This window comes from Bradyrhizobium sp. KBS0727 (assembly GCF_005937885.2).
Taxonomy (GTDB): Bacteria; Pseudomonadota; Alphaproteobacteria; order Rhizobiales; family Xanthobacteraceae; genus Bradyrhizobium.
Window position 1 is genome coordinate 6,286,458 of the sequence record NZ_CP042176.1, and the last position, 18,584, is coordinate 6,305,041.

General features: G+C 63.5%; 20 protein-coding genes. 9 read left to right on the forward strand and 11 right to left on the reverse strand.

All coding sequences use genetic code 11. The annotated features are described in order from the left end of the window. Positions 1-53: 53 nt before the first annotated feature. The 3 genes from FFI89_RS29365 (at position 54) to FFI89_RS29375 (ending at position 3,326) form a co-directional block, all read left to right on the forward strand. Complete coding sequence (locus tag FFI89_RS29365; protein ID WP_138830994.1) at positions 54-1,439, forward strand: ABC transporter substrate-binding protein; 1,386 nt, start codon at positions 54-56, stop codon at positions 1,437-1,439. A gap of 166 nt (positions 1,440-1,605) precedes the next feature. Then, entirely contained in the window at positions 1,606-2,478 is an 873-nt protein-coding gene (locus FFI89_RS29370; RefSeq protein WP_138830995.1) for a carbohydrate ABC transporter permease, read from the forward strand. Further along, a complete protein-coding gene (locus FFI89_RS29375) occupies positions 2,475-3,326 on the forward strand; it encodes a carbohydrate ABC transporter permease (RefSeq protein WP_138830996.1) in 852 nt (283 codons plus the stop codon). Before FFI89_RS29370 ends, FFI89_RS29375 begins: the two co-directional genes overlap by 4 nt. Positions 3,327-3,333: 7 nt before the next feature. Here the strand turns inward: FFI89_RS29375 and FFI89_RS29380 are convergent, their stop codons facing one another. The 3 genes from FFI89_RS29380 to FFI89_RS29390 are packed head-to-tail and all read right to left on the reverse strand — an operon-like array spanning position 3,334 to position 6,253. Further along, on the reverse strand, positions 3,334-4,149 hold the full coding sequence (locus FFI89_RS29380) for an ABC transporter permease (RefSeq protein WP_138830997.1): 816 nt from the start codon (positions 4,147-4,149) through the stop codon (positions 3,334-3,336). Beyond that, positions 4,149-5,063 (reverse strand): ABC transporter permease, encoded by a 915-nt coding sequence (locus tag FFI89_RS29385; protein ID WP_138830998.1) that lies wholly within the window; start codon positions 5,061-5,063, stop codon positions 4,149-4,151. Before FFI89_RS29385 ends, FFI89_RS29380 begins: the two co-directional genes overlap by 1 nt. Continuing rightward, the gene (locus tag FFI89_RS29390; RefSeq protein WP_371721978.1) at positions 5,060-6,253 is read right to left on the reverse strand and encodes an ABC transporter ATP-binding protein; all 1,194 of its coding nucleotides are present in this window, start codon (positions 6,251-6,253) and stop codon (positions 5,060-5,062) included. Before FFI89_RS29390 ends, FFI89_RS29385 begins: the two co-directional genes overlap by 4 nt. A gap of 173 nt (positions 6,254-6,426) precedes the next feature. Here FFI89_RS29390 and FFI89_RS29395 point away from each other — a divergent pair, with 173 nt between their 5' ends. Next, a complete protein-coding gene (locus FFI89_RS29395; protein WP_138830999.1) occupies positions 6,427-6,927 on the forward strand; it encodes a heme-binding protein in 501 nt (166 codons plus the stop codon). 43 nt (positions 6,928-6,970) lie between these two features. Here FFI89_RS29395 and FFI89_RS29400 read toward each other — a convergent pair whose 3' ends face one another. The 4 genes from FFI89_RS29400 to FFI89_RS34625 all read right to left on the reverse strand — a co-directional run bounded on the left by FFI89_RS29400 (position 6,971) and on the right by FFI89_RS34625 (position 8,844). Beyond that, the gene (locus tag FFI89_RS29400; protein WP_138831000.1) at positions 6,971-7,159 is read right to left on the reverse strand and encodes a hypothetical protein; all 189 of its coding nucleotides are present in this window, start codon (positions 7,157-7,159) and stop codon (positions 6,971-6,973) included. Positions 7,160-7,214: 55 nt separating this feature from the next. Then, positions 7,215-7,868, reverse strand: a complete 654-nt coding sequence (locus tag FFI89_RS29405; RefSeq protein WP_138831001.1) for a hypothetical protein — start codon at positions 7,866-7,868, stop codon at positions 7,215-7,217. 5 nt (positions 7,869-7,873) lie between these two features. Next, the gene (locus FFI89_RS29410; protein WP_138835825.1) at positions 7,874-8,470 is read right to left on the reverse strand and encodes a superoxide dismutase; all 597 of its coding nucleotides are present in this window, start codon (positions 8,468-8,470) and stop codon (positions 7,874-7,876) included. Between the two features lie 203 nt (positions 8,471-8,673). Beyond that, positions 8,674-8,844: a hypothetical protein gene (locus tag FFI89_RS34625; protein ID WP_168213096.1), complete on the reverse strand. Its 171-nt coding sequence runs from the start codon at positions 8,842-8,844 to the stop codon at positions 8,674-8,676. Between the two features lie 281 nt (positions 8,845-9,125). Between FFI89_RS34625 and FFI89_RS29415 the strand changes: the two genes are divergently transcribed. Further along, entirely contained in the window at positions 9,126-10,433 is a 1,308-nt protein-coding gene (locus FFI89_RS29415; RefSeq protein WP_210249040.1) for a tetratricopeptide repeat protein, read from the forward strand. Between the two features lie 6 nt (positions 10,434-10,439). On the opposite strand, the gene FFI89_RS29420 is transcribed toward FFI89_RS29415, so the two are convergent. Then, the gene (locus FFI89_RS29420; protein ID WP_138831002.1) at positions 10,440-11,909 is read right to left on the reverse strand and encodes a glycerol-3-phosphate dehydrogenase; all 1,470 of its coding nucleotides are present in this window, start codon (positions 11,907-11,909) and stop codon (positions 10,440-10,442) included. Between the two features lie 167 nt (positions 11,910-12,076). Beyond that, complete coding sequence (locus FFI89_RS29425) at positions 12,077-14,776, reverse strand: EAL domain-containing protein (protein WP_138831003.1); 2,700 nt, start codon at positions 14,774-14,776, stop codon at positions 12,077-12,079. 258 nt (positions 14,777-15,034) lie between these two features. Here FFI89_RS29425 and FFI89_RS29430 point away from each other — a divergent pair, with 258 nt between their 5' ends. Further along, positions 15,035-16,138 (forward strand): NAD(P)/FAD-dependent oxidoreductase, encoded by a 1,104-nt coding sequence (locus tag FFI89_RS29430; protein ID WP_138831004.1) that lies wholly within the window; start codon positions 15,035-15,037, stop codon positions 16,136-16,138. Positions 16,139-16,279: 141 nt separating this feature from the next. Here the strand turns inward: FFI89_RS29430 and FFI89_RS29435 are convergent, their stop codons facing one another. Further along, positions 16,280-16,465 carry a YdcH family protein gene (locus FFI89_RS29435; protein WP_138831005.1) on the reverse strand — a complete coding sequence of 62 codons (186 nt, stop codon included), beginning with the start codon at positions 16,463-16,465 and terminating at the stop codon, positions 16,280-16,282. Positions 16,466-16,704: 239 nt separating this feature from the next. Here FFI89_RS29435 and FFI89_RS29440 point away from each other — a divergent pair, with 239 nt between their 5' ends. The 3 genes from FFI89_RS29440 (at position 16,705) to FFI89_RS29450 (ending at position 17,801) form a co-directional block, all read left to right on the forward strand. After that, positions 16,705-16,911, forward strand: coding sequence for a YdcH family protein (locus FFI89_RS29440; RefSeq protein WP_027538800.1), 207 nt, complete (start codon positions 16,705-16,707; stop codon positions 16,909-16,911). Positions 16,912-17,299: 388 nt separating this feature from the next. Next, positions 17,300-17,506, forward strand: coding sequence for a hypothetical protein (locus tag FFI89_RS29445; RefSeq protein WP_074819380.1), 207 nt, complete (start codon positions 17,300-17,302; stop codon positions 17,504-17,506). A gap of 43 nt (positions 17,507-17,549) precedes the next feature. Then, positions 17,550-17,801: a hypothetical protein gene (locus FFI89_RS29450; RefSeq protein ID WP_074819382.1), complete on the forward strand. Its 252-nt coding sequence runs from the start codon at positions 17,550-17,552 to the stop codon at positions 17,799-17,801. 62 nt (positions 17,802-17,863) lie between these two features. Here FFI89_RS29450 and FFI89_RS29455 read toward each other — a convergent pair whose 3' ends face one another. Then, the gene (locus FFI89_RS29455; protein ID WP_138831006.1) at positions 17,864-18,544 is read right to left on the reverse strand and encodes a GGDEF domain-containing protein; all 681 of its coding nucleotides are present in this window, start codon (positions 18,542-18,544) and stop codon (positions 17,864-17,866) included. Positions 18,545-18,584 lie beyond the last annotated feature (40 nt).

Sequence of the window (18,584 nt, forward strand, 5' to 3'; positions counted from 1 at the left end):
CGCTATCTTTTATCCAACCGGTTAAAAATCGGGGCATATCGAGGGAGAACAACGTGAGATCCAAGGGAATTGGTGCGCTTTCAATCGCGATCGCCGCTGCCGGGCTATTGTATGCCGCAGCGCCTGCGTTCGCCCAGCAAAAGACGATCACCGTCTGGTTCGGCAAGGGCTTCTACAAGTCCGAGGACGACGCGCTGCTGGAGACGATCAAGAAATTCGAGGCCAAGACCGGCATCAAGGTCGAACTGTCGCAATACGCGATCCAGGACATGATCCCGAAGACGGTGGCGGCGATGGATTCCGGGACCGTGCCCGACGTCGCCTATTCCGACAGCTATGACGTGCAGGCCCAGGGCAAGTGGGCCTATGAGGGCAAGCTCGAGGACCTCTCCGACATCCTGCTGCCGATGAAGGGCGCGTTCGCGCCTAACACACTCGAAACCGCGCTGCTTTATAACGACGTCACCAAGAAGAAGGCCTATTACGGCTTCCCGCTGAAGCAGCAGAGCATGCACGTCCAGATCTGGCAGGACATGCTGGAACAGGCCGGCTTCAAGCAGAGCGACATCCCGACCAAATGGGAAGACTACTGGTCGTTCTGGTGCGACAAGGTGCAGCCCGCGATCCGCAAGGCCACCGGCCAGCGCATTTATGCCGTCGGCCAGCCGATGGGCGTGGAATCCACCGACTCGTTCCAGTCGTTCTACACCTTCATGGATGCCTACAACGTCAAGCTGGTCGACGACGACGGCAAGCTGCTGGTCGACGATCCCAAGGTGCGCGCCAACCTGATCAGCGCGCTGAAGGACTACACCGACACCTATGTCCGCGGCTGCACGCCGCCCTCCTCCACCACCTGGAAGGATCCGGACAACAACGTCGCGTTCCACAACCGAACCATCGTGATGACGCACAATTTCACGATCTCGATCGCGGCGAAGTGGCTCGACGACGCCAACAATCCGGCATTGACCCCGGAACAGCGCGCCGCCGGCAAGAAGGCGTATGAGGAAACCATCATCACGGCCTCGTTCCCCAACAAGCCAGACGGAACGCCGATCAAGTACCGCTCCGACGTCAAGACCGGGCTGATCTTCGCCAACGCAAAGAACAAGGCGGAAGGCAAGCAGTTCGTCGCCTTTCTGATGCAGGAAGATAACCTGCGGCCCTATATCGAGGGCGCGCTCGGCCGTTGGTTCCCGGTCACGACCGCCAGTCAGCAGAGCCCGTTCTGGCAGGCCGACCGCCATCGCAAGGCGGTCTATACCCAGTTCACCGGCGGAACCACGCCGTTCGACTTCACCAAGAACTGGAAGTTCACTATCCTGAACAACGAGAACGTCTGGGCCAAGGCGATGAACCGGGTGGTGAGCGAGAAGGTTCCGGTCGACAAGGCCGTCGACGAACTGATCGCCCGCCTCAAGCAGGTCGCTGGCTAGTTTACTCTCCCTCTCCCCGCCCTTCGCGGGGAGAGGGTTGGGGTGAGGGGCTCTATCCACGAGCGACGCACGTGGTGAGCCCTGTACCCCCTCACCCGAAGCCTTCGGCTTCGACCTCTCCCCGCAAGCGGGGCGAGGTATAAGAATTACAGCGACGAGTACGACCATGGCCATCACACTCTCTTCCGACCACGCGATACCCGGCCCGCCGCTGTCGGCGCGGCTCTCCACGCCGCAGGTCTGGGGCATCATACTGCTGGCACCGTATCTGCTGGTGTTCCTGGCCTTCGTGGTCTATCCGGTTGGCTACGGGCTGTGGCTGGCGCGGCATCCCGCCAGCTATGTCGCGCTCTATCACGACCCGATCTTCGCGCGCGCCGCGATCAACACGCTGATCTTCCTGGTCATCGGCATCAATTTCAAAATGCTGGTGGCGCTGTTTTTGTCCGGCTTTTTCGCGCAGCAGCGCACCTGGATCAAATGGCTATCGGTGCTGTTCATCCTGCCCTGGGCGGTGCCGTCGATCCCGACCATCCTGTCCGTGCGCTTCATGTTCAACCCGGAATGGGGCGTCATCAACACGCTGATCTTCAAACTCACCGGCGAGGACGGCCCGAACTGGCTGAACGATCCGACGGTGGCGCTGTCGATGGCGATCGGCGTCCACATCTGGAAGTCGCTGCCGTTCTGGACGCTGATCCTGCTGACCGGGCGGCTCGCCATCCCCCACGACCTGTTCGAGGCCGCCGAAGTCGACGGCGCCAGCTGGTGGCAGAAATTCCGCTTCATCACCTGGCCGTCGATGCAGATGCTCTACATCACCTGCACGCTGCTCTCGATGATCTGGACGCTCGGCGACTTCAACAGCGTGTACCTGTTGACCGGCGGCGGCCCGGCCGATCTCACCCATGTGCTGGCGACGCTCGGCATCCGCTATCTCCGACTCGACCAGCTCAGCCTCGCGATGGCCTCGATTGTCTGCGCGCTGCCGTTCGTGCTGCCGCTGATGTATTTCATGATGAAACGGTTGTCGCGATGAAGCTGCCAACGCTCAGGGAAGTCGGAACCGAAGCGCGCCTGCTGCTGATCGGCATTCCCGTGTTCATCTGGACCATGGTGCCGATCTATCACATGTTCCTGTTCGCGATCTCGCCGAAGGAAGACGCGTTCTCCGGCAAGCTGTGGCCGACGCATCCGACGCTGCACAATTTCCACATCGTGTTCTACCAGGAGCACTACTTCCTGCGAGATTTCTGGATCCAGTTCTGGAATTCGCTGGTGATTGCGGTGTCCGCCGGCGCGCTGACGCTGATGATCGCAACCGCAGCGGCGTTTTCGATCTCGCGGTTGCGCGTGCCCGGCGGCCGCACCGTGATGAACATGGCGCTGTTCACCTACTTCATTCCGGCGGCGTTCCTCGCCGTGCCGATGTACCGCACCATGGGCACTTACGGCCTGCTCAACAATCACTGGTCGCTGATTCTGGCGATGGTCACCATCGCCTCGCCTTACGCGATCTGGGTACTGAAACAGGCCTCCGACAAGCTGCCGGTCGAACTCGACGAAGCCGCCACCATGGACGGCGCCACGACGCTACAGTTGTTCCGGCTGGTCTACGTGCCCTTGATGATGCCGTCGCTGGTCGCGGTCGGCACCTACGCGCTGCTGCTGGCCTGGAACGAATATCTCTATGCGTTCCTGCTGCTCTCGAAAGATACCGACATCACGCTCCCCGTCGCGCTGGGCAACTTCCTCGCCGCCGACGACTCGCCCTGGGAACTCCTGATGACCACCGGCTTCATCTACGCGCTGCCGCCGGCTGCGATCTATTACGCCTTCAAGCGCTACATGGTCGGCGGATTGACCGCAGGCGCGGTGAAGTCGTGATGACGGCTCACAGCGGCGCGGCACTCTCGGCTTGCGAACTCGACAGCTTCGAAGCGAACGAAGCCATCACGATCACCACCGCGATGAAGGCGATCACCATGGTGCAGATCGCGTTGATCTCGGGCTTTACGCCGAGCCGCACCTCGGAATAGATCCGGATCGGCAGTGTCGCCGAGCCCGGCCCGGTCGTAAAACTCGCGATCACGACGTCGTCGAGCGACAGCGTGAAGGCCAGCATCCAGCCCGCGGCGATCGCCGGAACGATCAGCGGCAGCGTGACGGCGAGAAACGCCTGCACCGGAGCGCAGCCGAGATCCATCGCGGCTTCCTCGAGACTGCGATCGAGCGAGGCCAGCCTCGACTGCACCACGACGGTGACGAAGCACATGGTCAGCGTGGTGTGGGCAATGGTGACGGTCCAGAACCCGCGTTCGGCGTTCAGCGCCACGAACAACAGCAGCAGCGACAGGCCGGAGATCACTTCCGGCATCACCAGCGGCGAATACAGCATGCTGGAAAACAGCGCACGTCCCCCAAAACGCTCGCCGCGCACCAGCCCCACCGCCGCCAGCGTACCGAGCAGCGTGGCAACGGTCGCCGATACCGCCGCGACGCGAAGGCTCATCCAGGCGGCGTCCAGCATGGCGCGGTCGTTGAAGAATTCATGGTACCAGCGCAGCGACCAGCCACCCCACACCGTGACCAGCCGCGAGGCGTTGAAGGAATAGATCACGAGAATGACGATCGGCAGGTACAGAAACGCCAGCCCCAGCGCCAGCGAGGTGACGTTGAATCGCGAGATCTGGTTGACCCGGCGCGCCATCAGCCCGCCCCCTCCAGCGTGCGGCGCTGCAGCCGGTCGTACAGCAGCAACGGCGGCACCAGCAGAATCAGCAAAGCTATCGCAACCGCCGAGGCCACCGGCCAGTCCCTGTTGGTGAAGAATTCCAGCCACAGCGTCTGCCCGATCATCATCGAACCGGAGCCCGCCAGCAGATCCGGGATCACGAACTCGCCAACGATCGGGATGAAGCACAGCAGTACGCCGGCGCCGACGCCCGGCAGCGACAGCGGAAACGTCACCAGCCAGAATGCCGCCCGCGGCGACGCGCCGAGATCGCCGGCTGCCTCCAGCAGCGCGGGATCAAGCTTGGCGAGCGTCGCATAGAGCGGCAGGATCATGAACGGCAGATACGAATAGACGATGCCGAGATACATCGCGCTGTCGGTCGACAGCCACACCACCGGCGCCGACACCAGATGCAGCGCCAGTAGAATCTGATTGAGCAGGCCGTCGTGCTGCAAAATATTGATCCAGGCATAGATGCGGATCAGGAATGAGGTCCAGAACGGCACGATCACCAGCATCATCGCGATCCCCTGCCAGCGCCGCGGCAGCCGCGCCATGCCATAGGCGATGGGGTAACCGATCAGGAGCAGGATCAAGGTCGACGTCACCGCGACGACAAGGCTGCGCAGATACGAGGTGATGTAGAGATTGTCCGAGAGCAGCAGCCGGAAATTGTCTAGCGAAAGCTGTGCGAACGCGGCCTTGGTCGCGCCCCAGCCTTCCGTGAGGTCGAACAGCGGCAGATAGGGCGGCTGCGCAATCGCGGTCTGCGACAGGCCGATCTTGAGCACGAAGCCGAACGGCACCAGGAAGAACAGCACCATCCAGACGTACGGCGCGATCGCGGCGTAACGCGCCGGGCGGGCGAAGATGCGGCGACCGCTCATTGCTCCAGCACCACGCAATCGTCGGGCGTGAACCACGCCACCACGCGCTGGCCGGCGCTATAGGCATCGAAATCGAGCCGCGCGGTATTGGCCATCGACGAGCGCACCATGGCGCCGGACTCGAGCTTGACCTTGTAGACCGTGAGCCCGCCGAGATAGCCGACATCGGTGATGACGCCTTCGAGCCGGTTGATCGCATGCGAATTGGCCGCGTCCGACGCCGGGCCACGGCGCGACAATTTCACCTTCTCGGGCCGGATCGCGACGCAGACCGTGGCCTTGGTGACGGGCTGGCGCGGCTCAGCCACGACGAGCGTTCCCGCCTCCCGTGTCGAGACATTGAGACGGTTATGGTCGCGCGAAGTAACCTCGCCGTCGAACAGGTTGACGTCGCCGACGAACTCGGCGACCCAGCGCGAACGCGGCGCCTCGTAGAGTTCGCGCGGCGTGGCGACCTGTTCAAGCCGGCCGGCATCCATGACGCCGATCCGGTTCGCCATCGTCATCGCCTCTTCCTGGTCGTGAGTGACGATCACGAAGGTCGTGCCAAGACGGCGCTGCAGCTCCATCAATTCCGCCTGCGTGCTCTCGCGCAGCTTCTTGTCGAGTGCCGCCAGCGGCTCGTCGAGCAACAGCACCTGCGGACGTCGCGCCAATGAGCGCGCCAGCGCGACGCGCTGCTTCTGGCCGCCGGAGAGCTGATCGGGCTTGCGCTTCTCCATCCCCTCCAGCTTGACGAGCGCGACCATTTCCGCGACGCGGGTGGCGATTTCGTCCCGGCTCATCGCCGCGCGTTTCAGGCCGAACGCGATGTTGTCCCGCACGTTGAGATGGGGGAACAGCGCGTAATTCTGGAACATCATGTTGACCGGGCGCTCATGCGGCGCGACCGGCGCGATGTCCTTGCCCTCGAGCAGGATGCGGCCCTCGTCCGGCGTCTCGAAGCCGGCGAGCATCCTAAGCAGCGTGGTCTTGCCGCAGCCGCTGGGGCCGAGCAGCGCGAAGAACTCGCCGGCCCTGATATCGAGCGAGAGCCGGTCCACCGCGCGGAAATTGCCGAACTTCTTGCCGACCCCCTCGATACGGAGCAGCGGCATGTCGGCGATCGCCGCGGCCGGCGGCTCGGGCTTGACCGGCGCCGCCGCCACCTCGATTTTCGGCGTGTCGATTTCCGGCGATTCCTCGGTCATATCCCCTGCCTGCCCCATCGTCGCTGCACGCTAGCGGCGGATCGGCATCCGCTCAACCGCTTCGCCGGCCGCGGCCACAATATTGTGGATGCCGCCGGTCACGTCTCTGCTAGGGTTCGCAGGCTTCAGAATGTTTGCGATCATCGACGATTTGACGGAGCTGGAGAAACAGGATGCTTGCTCGGATTTTGCTGGTTGCGACGGCGATCATCTCCCTGCTCGCCGGCTCCGCAGCCGCCCAAGAAGCCATTGTGACCTACAAATCGTTGAGCCCCGAACTCGCGCTCGATTTAGCACGGGCATCGCTGGCGGACTGCCGGAAGCGCGGTTTCCAGGTCTCGGTGGCGGTCGTCGACCGCTTCGGCGTCACGCAGGTGCTGCTGCGCGACCGCTTTGCGGGTCCTCACACGGCATCAACCGCGACGGGCAAGGCGTGGACGGCGGCCACGTTCCGCACCAGCACAACCGAACTCAACGCCATCAGCCAACCCGGCATGATGCAGGCCGGTATCCGCAACCTGCCGGGCGCCATCATGATCGCGGGTGGCTTGACAGTCGAGGCCGCCGGCTCGCTGCTGGGAGCCGTTGGAGTTTCAGGTGCCCCCGGCGGTGACGCGGATGAAGCCTGCGCCAGGGCGGGTATCGACGCGATCCGCGACAAGCTCGATTTCTAGGCGCGCACCTGGCCATCGCGCCTGCGGCGAGGTCCTGAGCGAGTTACTTTGGTTTGCAGGATTTCATGCAGATTTGATACTCGGTCTTGCACGTCGGTCCCGCATAATTCTTCATGCAGGCGGACTGCTGGACACGGCAAGCCTTGCAACTGCTGGCCTGCTGGGCCTTTGCCGCACCGATCGAACCGGACAGCCCCAGCAATACCATGATGATGATTGCAGCAACGCGCATGATGGTTTCCCCCTCTTCTGTTGTCGACGAGGCCGTCTCATTTATCCTTACGCCGTCATTCCCTGATCACGGCAATTGTCAGCTCATAGAATGCCGTGAAGCTGTCGGCCTTGGTCCAGAGGCCGACGGCGCCCGGCCCCTGGATCGTACGGTCAACCGTTTCGATCAACGAACGTCCATCGAGCGACACCTTGATCGTGTTTCCTTCGATCCGTGCGGTAAGCTGCTGGGTCTTGCCATTCGGCACGGAAGCATCGACGCCGGCGATCTGCCGCCGGACGCCGTCGATGACGTGATAGACGTTGACGTTGTTTTCGAGCGCGTTGGCCCGGGCAACGTAGTAATTGCGCGCGTCCTTGACGCGAAATATCAGTCCGGCAGCCTGGTCGATTTTTCCGGCGATCGGCGTGAACGATACCGAAAGCTCGACATCGCTCGCCTTCACATCATCGACGATGCAAATCGGAAAGCGGTTGTCCACCGCCACCCGGCTTGCCTCGGCGAGCGCCGCACGGTTGTGCACGAGCAGAACCTGCCACGCGACGGGTCCGCCCTGACCAGTCAGCGCCGGCCGGCAAGTGTCTGCCGGCGCACCGACGGTGGCCTCCGGGCTGGCAAGCCGTATCACCCGTGCATCCCCAGCGGCAGAGACGGACGCAAGGGTCAGGGCTGCAAGCAAGGTAACGCCGGCATGGAGAATTGCCCGCATTGGGATCATCCCTCGCGGCTGACGCGGTCGTAGAGTTTGGCCGCGTTGTCCCAGTTGATGGCCTCCATGAAAGCATCGACGTAGGCACCCGCCTTGGCACCGTAATCCATATGATAGGCGTGTTCGTACATGTCGAGCGCGATCACCGGCCGGCCGCCGGCGATGGCATTGGTGTGATCCGCCGCCCATTGGTTGATCAGCCGCTTGTCATGCGGCGAATAGGACAGCAGCACCCAGCCGGAGCCGCCGCCCTCCGCTTTGCCCATCGCAGAGAATTCGGCGCGCCAGCGTTCGACACTACCGAAATCGCGCGCAATCGCCGCCGCCAGCGAGCCTCCCGCCGCACCGCCACCGCCCAGACTGTCAAAATAGGCCTCGTGCAGAATCATTGAATTCATCGCGACCAGTTCTTCGCGCTTGAGGCCATTGACCAGGAAATTCGGCGCCTTTGCGAAATCGAGTTCCGCAAGCTGGGTGGCGATGGCGTTCAAACGCTTCACCGCGCCGACATAGTTGTTTTCATAATGGCTGACGAGAATCTTCTCGGAGATTCCCTTCACCGACTTCGGGTCGAGTGAAAACGGCTTGATTTCATAGGCCATGGATCTTGCTCCCGGTAGCGGTGCGGTCTGCGCACCGGCGGATGGTTGATTGAGCGTCGAAGCCGCTGTGATCCCTGCGACCAGCCCGATGCTCTTGATGAAGTCCCGACGTTCGATATCCCGTGTCATGACCTATTCTCCTGGGGTCGACGCTCGCGCTCCGGCTATCGTGCAAAACTGTCCCTGCGCGGAACGGTTGCTCGCTAACGGGTTGATCCCGCAACGATGTGAGCATGGTCTTGAGCTTGATCGAAATGAAGGTGACCGCCGTCGCCATCTGCCGCGCGCATCGACAGATCGACGAGCGTCCGGCTTTCCGCCATCACGGTCGGACGGGAAAACGGATCGGACAGGCTCGGGTTGATCGATGACATGCTGCGCCCTTGCTGATTTTTCAAAGCCGGACGCGATTCTTCGGCATGTCGCCTCGTGGGGAGATCGCTTCCCCATGCCGTGACTACACGCGACGGGGGGCCGACTTGTCAACCTCGCCCTTCGTAACAAATGCGATACCACCGGAGCCCAATTGTGGCTCACGAGCGGGACCGATATCCGTGCCGCAATGCACAGCTACAGCAAGCCGCCACAATAATTTAGATGCCGCCGGTCACGTCTCTGCTAGGCTTGGCGCAACCCTCGCGACGGCGGAATAAAAATGAACCGGGACAGATACGATCTGGTGCTGACGACCACCTCCGACCGGGCCGCGGCGCGGTACCGCGACGGCGTGGACTGCATGCTGTCGGCCTGGCACGGCGCCGAGGCCGCCTTCGACCGCGCCATCGCGCAGGATCCCGGCTTCGCGCTGGCCCATATCGCGCGCGCCCGCCTGCACCAGCTCAACATGGAAGCCGGGGAAGCCCGCGCCATGGCCGCGCGCGCCCGTGAACTGGCCGCCGGTGCGACGTCGCGCGAGATCGGCCATATCGAGATCATGTCCGCGGTGATCGAGGGCAAGCCGAAGCTCGCCGTCAGCGGCGCCGAGGCTCATCTGGAGGAATATCCCCGCGACGCGCTGGTGCTGTCGCTGCTGCTCGGCGCCTTCGGCCTCTATGCCTTCTCCGGCCGCGCCGACCATGACGCCGCCAAGCTCGCGATCTGCGCGCGCAACGCTACGCATTACGGCGAGGATTGGTGGTTCACCAGCTATCTCGGCTGGTCGCATACCGAAGCCGGAAACCTCCGCGAGGGACGGGCCTTGAGCGAACGCGCGGTGGCGCTGCGGTCCGCCAATGCCAATGCCGCGCATGGCCTGTCGCATGCGATGTTCGAACAGGGCGACATGGAAGCCGGCCGCCAGTTTCTGTCGCAATGGATGCCGGCGCATGAGCGCCAGAGTTTCCTGCACGGCCATCTGGCCTGGCACGTCGCGCTGACCGCGCTCGACGGCGGCGACACCGGCGGCGCGCTCGCCATTTACGAGCAACATATCAAGCCGGCGGGCCGGCCCTATCCGCCGCTGAATATCTTCACCGACGGCGCCTCGCTGCTGTGGCGGCTGTCGCTGGCCGGACAAACCGGACTGGAGCCGCACTGGCGCGACATGGCCGCCTATGGCGAGAAATATTTCCCGCAGGCCGGTGCGCATTTCGCCGACGTTCACTATGCGCTGGCCGGAGCGATGGTCGGCAGCGACGCCCTCGACGCCCGCATGGCCCAACTGGAGGACCGCGAAGCAGCCGGCAGGCTGGCGCCGGGCCGCAGCGCCATCGAGCTGTGCCGCGGCATCAAGGCATTCGCCGATGGCGACAATGAAGATGCGATCCGGCGCCTCGAGCCCGCAATATCGGAACTGGCCCGGATCGGCGGCAGCCACGCCCAGCGCGAATTGTGGGAAGACACGCTGATCGTCGCGTGCCTGCGCGCCGGCCGCGGCGACAAGGCCGCCCGCCACATTTCCGCGCGGCTCGACCGCAGGCCGTCCGCACGGGATGAGGCCTGGTCACGACAGGCAAGCACGTAATGAAACTCACGCGGCTTTCGCCATGAAGGCCGCTAGGGCCTCGCGATCCGCCGGCGGCATCGTGAGGCCGAGCTTGGAGCGGCGCCACAGGATATCATCGGGGAAACGCGCCCATTCGTTGGCCATGAGATAGCGCACCTCGGCGCCCGTCAGTTCCGGGCCAAAGGCCGGGCCAAGGTCGGCGCGTTCCCTGGCGTCGCCGAGCACCGCCTTGACGTTGGTGCCATAGGCCGCGACCAGGCGGCGGGCCTGATCCTCACCGAGAAACCGCCAGCGCTCGCGCGCCGCGTCGACCTCGTCCTCGAAGCGGCCCCAGGCAAAGTCGCCGCCCGGTAGCGCCGTCTTCGCCGTCCAGCGTGCCGACATCGGATAGAACGGCGTCAGCTTCGAGACGGCCTTCTCCGCGCGTCGGCGCGAAGTCGTGACGTCGCCGCCGAAGACCGTGATCAGCGGCGCCTTGCCGCGTCCATGGTCGAACGTCATATCGCCGTCCCTCGGCGATCGTTCGCTGGTGGGGTTCATCACCATGTTGACGCCGGAAACCGTCCGCACCACGTCGACCGGCTCGATCCGCTCGCGAAAATAGCGGTTCGCCGCGTCGCAGAGATAGGCCACGTCGCCGGCCGACGTCGCCACGATGGCCGGATCGCCCTTGAAGGCATGGCCCACGGTGCCGATCAGCGTGAAGTCTCGCTCATAGGGGCTGGCGAAAATCAGCCGGCCGTCGTTGTTCTGGAAGACATAGACATTGTCGCTGTCGAACAGCCGGCGAACCACGATCTGGCTCATCTGCACGCTGCCCGCGTTCGGCGGCGGCTGGCGCAACACGGTCTCAGCCACCGACGCGGTCCAGGCCCCGGTTGCGTTGACGAGCGCGCGCGCGGTCACGACCTGGCGATGGCCGCGATCGATCGCCACCAACCGCCATGTGGCGCCCCGTTCCGCCCGGGTGCAGCGCGCGCCGGTGCGGATCACGGCGCCGCGCGCCGCCGCATCGACCGCGTTCAGGATCACCAGCCGGGAATCGTCCGCCACACAGTCGGAATATTCGAACGCGGTGCCGAACGGCCGCTTCAACGCATTGCCGACCGGATGATGGGTAACGTCGACAGTGGCGGAGGCCGGCAGGCCGTTGCGCGAGGCCAGCCGGTCATAGAACAACAGCCACGACCGCAACTGCCAGGCCGGGCGTTCGTCGGAATGGGCGGGGATGGCAAAGCGCATCGGGCGCACCAGATGCGGCGCAGTCCGAAGCCAGATATCGCGCTCGGCCAGCGCCGCGCGGACACGAAGAAAGCGTCGGCGTTCCAGCCCCGCCAGATCGCCATGGATCAGCCGAGGCGAGGCCGAGGACGCGCCCGCGCCGAGATCGCCCTGCTCCAGCAGGATCACGCGCAGACCGCGTCCGGCGGCGTCGCGCGCAATGCTGACGCCGTTCAGACCACCACCGATAATCGCCAGATCGTAGTCCGCCATACGCAACGTTTACTGGAGAGAGCCGTGACTGAATCAGACTCTAGAGCCGTTTGCGTTCCGATGGAATCGGAACGGGGCTCCAGATTTTTGATTTGACGCGTTTTCTTGACGCGAACCGGTTTCCATCCACGGATCAAGTCCGAGAGCGTGCTTTGCTGGAAAACGATCTAGCCGGTCTTGCGTGTAGGCTCCACGACAATGCCATCGCCGCGGCCGACCAGGGCGGCGTATTGTCCGATCGGGAACGGCTTGCCGATGAAATAGCCCTGCACCGCGTCGCAGCCCTCTTCCGACAGGAAGCTGAGCTGTTCCTGGGTCTCGACGCCCTCGGCGACGATCGACATTTCGAGGCCATGGCCGAGATCGATGACGGCGCGAACGATCGCCGCCGATTGCGGGTTGCGCCCGAGGTTCATGACAAAGGCGCGATCGATCTTGATCTTGTCGAACGGGAACGCCTGCAAATAGCTGAGCGAGGAATAGCCGGAACCGAAATCGTCCATCGAGATCCGCACCCCGAGCGCCTTCAGCCGTCGCAACAATGCCAGACCGCGGTCGAAGTCCTCGATCAGCACGCCCTCGGTGATTTCGAGTTCGAGCCGGTCCGGCGCCAGCCCGGTTTCGAGCAGGATCGAATGCACCAGGCTGACCACGTCGCCGTGCATGAACTGGGCTGGCGACAGGTTGACGGCGATCTGCAGCGGCACCGACCAAGAGGCCGCCTCACGGCAGGCTTCGCGCAGGATCCACTGGCCCATTTCGACGATCAGGCCGCTTTCCTCGGCGAGCGGAATGAAATCGGCAGGCGACACGAAGCCGCGCAGCGGATGCTGCCAGCGCGCCAGCGCCTCGAAACCGATGATCTCGCTGCTGGCGACCGTCGCGCCCGAGGTGGCCTGCGGCTGGTAGTACAGCGACAGCTCGCCGTTCCTGATCGCGACCGAAAGATCCTGGTGCAGCACCCGGCGGTCGCGGATCTGCTGGTCCATCTCGGGTTCGAACAGGCTGATCGAGCCGCGCGATTTCGCCTTGGCGCGGAACAGCGCGGCGCCGGCATTGGCAAGCAGCGAGGCCGCATCCGCGCCATTATGCGGAAACACCGAGATGCCGGTGGTGACGCCGGTGCGGACCGACTTGCCGTCAATCGGGAATTCGTTCGACAGCGCCTCGGCGAGCTTTTCGGCCAGCGCCTTGCCGGCCTCCGGCTGCTTGCCGTCGATGATCAGGCCGAACTCATCACCGGAGAGCCGGGCCACCACGCCGCCGCGGGCGGAAGCCTGGATGCGGCGCGCGACCTCGATCAGGAGCTTGTCGCCCATGGCGTGGCCGAAGACGTCGTTGACTTCCTTCAGTCCGTCGAGGTCGACGCACAACACCGCGAATTCCTCGTCGGTGCCGGCGCAGGCCTCGATCATCTGGGCCAGCGCCTGCAGGAAGGCGGCGCGGTTCGGCAGATCGGTCAGTCCGTCGTGATAGGCCATGTGCGCCATCCGCGACTCGGTCTGGCGGCGGTCGGTGACGTCCTCATGGGTCTTGATCAGATATTGCGGTTCGCCGGCATCGTCGAGCACGGTCATGCGGCGGGTCAGGAACAGCCGCAAGCCGTCCTTGGTGGAGATCGGATGCTCCTCGGTGAGCAGGCCGCGCTTCTTGATCGCGGCTTCGTCGCGCGCGATGATCAGCTTCGCTTCCCTGGGATTGAAGATATCGGCCGCGGTCAGCCCGGTGGCATCCTCGCGGCGGCGATTGAGGATGGTTTCCGCGCTGCGGTTGGCGAGCAGGTAGCGCCCGTCACTGACGCGCTCGACGATCAGCGACACCGGAATGTTGTCGACCACCAGTTCCAGGAACTTCTTGGTGTTCTCCAGTTCGCGCGACAGCGAGCGGCGTTCGGTGACGTCGTCGAACAGCGCGATCAGGAACTCCGGCTCGCCGCGCTCGTTGCGCGCGACCACCCGGTTGGAGGCGAGAATTCGTTTCTCGGAACCACGCTCGACCATGAGTTCGGTGCGATGATATCCTTCCGGCGCGTTCAGCGCCGATTGATCCGCGACGTCGATGCTTTTCGCGGTTTCGGGCCGGAAGATCTCGTCGGCGCGCTTGCCGATGATATGATCGCGGGAGAACCGCGAGAAGCGTTCGAACGCGCGGTTGGCGAAGATATAGCGGCCGTCGTCGATGTTCTTGGCGGCGACGCAGACCGGAACGTTGTCGAGCACGGATTCCAGGAACTGGGTGGTCGAGGCGAGCTTGCGCGACAGGTTGCGCTGTTCGGTACAATCCTCATGGGTTCCGATCGTGCCGCCGTTCGGCAATCGAAAGATCTTCGAGAGGACCGATCTTCCGCCGGGCATTTCCGTGACGAAGCCTTCCGGACGGCGCGCCAATGCGGCGAATTCCTCGACGGTGAGATTCAACAGGCCGCGCGAACGCCGCAACTCGACCAGGTCCCGGCCGGTCTTGCAGCTTGCGATGTCGGCGCGCGTGAATCCGTAGATGTCGAGCAGGCGGTCGTTGCAGAAGACGACGCGGCCCTGCGCGTCGGACATTATCACGCCCTGATTGAGATTGTTCAGGGCGGAACTGATGAACGCGTTGCGCCGCAATTTGGCACGCCGTGACTTGCGCAACGCACTCAGCACCCAGATTCCGGCCGCACCGAGAAAGGACGCGACGACGATGCCGCCGATCAGGAATTCCCAGACCAGATTGGGATCGAGCGCGCCGATATAGCTTGCCGGCGCAAAGCCGCCGGACAACGGCGCGCTCCAAGCCGATCCGCACGGCACAGCGGCGGCAAACAGGCACATGACGGCCTGCGCCGGAATCGAATTCTTCCCGCCTGCCTGCCAATTCTTGCCAGTCATCACTCACCCGCGGATTTGCGGGCGGAGTGTCTGGCTTGGCGGGTTTGGATCGGGTAAACGCGTACCCTTGCAACTCAAAAATGTGACATAAATTGCGGCAATTGCCCGGACATGATTAATGCTTCACTAACGGGACCGCGCTAAGGCGTATATCAAGGCAAACCAACGGGTTGCTTGGACACTTCGGTGGGCGGAATGATAGTAACCGGGCGCGGCCATCGCCCAATCCCGCGCCATAATCCCGGACCTGAAGCTGACATGGACAGAGTTGATTGCGTCGTCATCGGAGCGGGGGTGATCGGGCTTGCGATCGCACGCAAGCTCGCTCTGGCCGGCCGCGAAGTGATCGTGCTGGAAGCGGCCGAGGGCATCGGCACGGTGACCTCCTCGCGCAACAGCGAGGTGATCCATGCCGGCATCTACTACCGCGCCGGCAGCCTGATGGCACAGATGTGCGTCAGCGGCCGCCATGCGCTCTACCGATATTGCGCCGATCACGGCATTCCCCATCGCAATTGCGGCAAGCTGATCGTGGCAACCACGCCGAAAGAAACCGAAAAGCTGCAATCGATCCGGGCGCATGCCGAAGCCAACGGCGTCGACGACATGCAGTTGCTTTCGGGCGAAGCGGCGCGCGCCCTGGAGCCGGCACTGAACTGCGACGCGGCGCTGCTGTCGCCCTCCACCGGCATCATCGACAGCCACGCCTACATGCTGGCGTTGAAGGGCGATGCGGAAGCGGCAGGTGCTGCCTACGCGTTCCATACGCCGCTGCTGCGCGCGCGGGCGAACGCAGGCCGCATCGAGATCGAAGCCGGCGGCGACGCGCCGATGACGCTTGCCTGCGATCTCCTGGTCAACGCGGCCGGACTTGGCGCACCCGCGGTGGCGCGCGGCATCGAGGGCATGCCGGTCGAATTGATTCCGTGCGCCTATCTCGCCAAGGGAAACTATTTCAGCTGCAACGCGCGGGCGCCGTTTTCACGCCTGATCTATCCGGTGCCGGAGCCCGGCGGTCTCGGGGTGCACCTCACGCTCGACATGGCCGGCCAGGCTCGCTTCGGCCCCGACGTGGAATGGGTCGAGAGCATCGATTACGCGGTCGACCCCGCGCGTGCGGAAAAATTTTATCCCGCGATCCGGCGCTATTGGCCGACGCTGCCGGACGGAGCGCTGATGCCGAGCTATTCCGGAATCCGACCGAAGATCGTGCCACCCGCGGTCGCCACGCAGGATTTCCTGATCCAGGGACCACGCGACCACGGCGTCACCGGACTGATTAACCTGTTCGGTATTGAATCGCCGGGCCTGACGTCCTCGCTCGCCATCGCAGACCATGTCGGCGGACTGGCAAATCCATAGACTGCAGATCTGCAAACGATCGTCGCTTCTGGCGATCGCTGCGAACGCAATGCTTAGAGAAACGCAAACCTTCAGCGGATGAGCGCGTCAGCGCCCATCCTGCGATGAAGTGCCGTTCTCGATACCTGCGGGGGAAGTCGGCTAGTGCAGCGTTTCGCTGCTGGTATTTCTCAACCGCTCGATCTGGTCCTTGACCATCAACTTGCGGCGCTTCAACTCGACAATTTGCAAATCGTCTGTGGATAGATGCACGAGCGCTTCGTGCAATTCGCTTTCGAGGATCTTGTGTTTACGTTCAAGTTCAACAAGATGCGCCTGTAGAGCCATACGAAATCTCCTCGGTGGGTGAAACCTCAGATTCGATCCGGACGACGGAGTGTACACCAGCAGCCGAATCTGTCGATGGGTATCCAGAATCGGGCCTCTCATATTTTCGGATTTATCTGTAACCAATCGTGAGTATGGAACCCGGTCAGCTTGCGGAGCGGCCCCGCAGGGACGATATTTACCGCCAGCTTCCGCAAAATCGTTCACAACCTCATCGTGCTCTCCAGCTAGCGTACACCATGACCGACGAAGATGAGCGCGAGCTCGAAAACGAACTTGCCAGACTGCAGCAGGAGCATCGCGATCTCGACGCGGCAATCGACGCGCTGCATCAATCGCCGGCGCCGGACCTGCTGCGACTGCAGCGGCTGAAGAAACGCAAGCTGCAACTGCGCGACCGCATCGCCTTCATCGAAGACCAGATCACCCCGGATATCATCGCCTGATAGTTGGCCGTCTTTCCGGGCGCTCGTCAGGGCGAACCTCAGATGCGCAGTTGCGCATTGCGGAATCTCGAGAGTCTGAGATGCGCAACTGCGCATCGTAGTTTGTGCTCTACATCGCTCCGGAATGACGAACCCGAGGGTTCGGCAACCTGGGTCAACCTGCCGCAGGGCTGCGAACCGTTTGAGGCAATGCGGCTCGGGCAAAATCGCCTGCCCTTCCCGGCAAATCCTTTTCCCCGACATCCACAAGGACAGACGTCGCGGTGATCCTGATCGGCCGCCGCCGCCGACCGGCCTCGCGGCCGTCAGATCGTCCCACTCCACAGCTTGACTTCACGAGAACAAAAGAGGAACATATTTCCTCGCCGCCAGCCAAGGGAGTTTTGCCATATCCGCCCCGTCATCCCTGTCCGACAACAGCCGCTACGAGCAGGCCTGCGATCAGGCCATAGCGATGTGCGACGGCAATCTGCGCTCGACCATCAAGGCGCTGATCATGGCCAACGAATATCTGGAGACCGAGCTGGAGGAATTGCAGGCCGCCGTTGCCGCCGGCTGCGTGCCGGCAAAATATTCGAGCAGCAACGCGGCCTGAAACCGGGCGATCAAGGAGCGATCCAAATCAAGGAGCGATCCAAATGGCTGATGTCACCTATTACGTCGCGATGCCGTTCCTGCAGGACGACAGCGGCTCGCCGGTCGCGGGCGCCGCGGAAGAATGTCAGAGCTCGACAATGGCGTTGCGTCGCGCCGAGATCCTGTCGCGCACGCCCGGCAGCATCGGTGCGGTCGCATTCAGCCGCACCGGCGATCCCATGATCGGCGAATTCGGCGACGCGCAACTGCTGCGCAAGTTCGGCAGCGTGCCGGACGATCTCAGCGGGCTGTAATTGCTGCTTTGTTGCACGCGTTTTCTTGACGCGAACCGGCACCCGCTTCGCGCGATAACGCTTCAGCTTTCATGGCGCCGCTGCGCCTTGCGCACATACATCGCGCTGTCGGCGGCTTCGAGCGCGCGGCCGGCCTCCGAATGGCTGTCGAGGATGGCGACACCGGCGGAGGCGCCCGCCGAAATGGTGCGGCCACGGAAAACGAAGGAGAGCCGGTCGATCATCTCCTCCAGCGCGGCGGCCTTGGCCTTGGCATCGGTCTCGCTGAGATGCCACAACAGCAGCGCGAACTCGTCGCCGCCGAGCCGGCCGATCACGTCGGACGAGCGCACCTGTCCCAGCAGCGTGGTGACGATGGCCTTGAGCACCTGATCGCCCGCGGCATGTCCAAAGGCATCGTTGATCGGCTTCAGGCGATCGACGTCGAGCACGATCAAGGCGCCGCCGGCGCGATAGCGCTTGATGTAGGCGATCGAACGATGAAGTTCCCGTTCGAAGCCACGCCGGTTCGGAATACCGAGCAGGAAGTCCGTATCGGCGAATGCCTGCAGTTCCTCGATTCGCGCCTCAGCCCGCGCCAATTGCGCTTTCAACCGCCGAATCGTCGATCGCTGGTCCGCCGAGGCGGCTGGCGAGCGGAGGGTGGGCGTGGCCTTGCGGCGCGGTGCGGCTTTTTGCCCCGCGCCCGCGCTTTTGGGGCGTTTTGGGCCCTTCGAGGCGGTCGCCCTGGTTTTCTTCGTCATGGCCTTCCCTGTGCAGGCTTGCTTATGAAGGCTTGCCCGG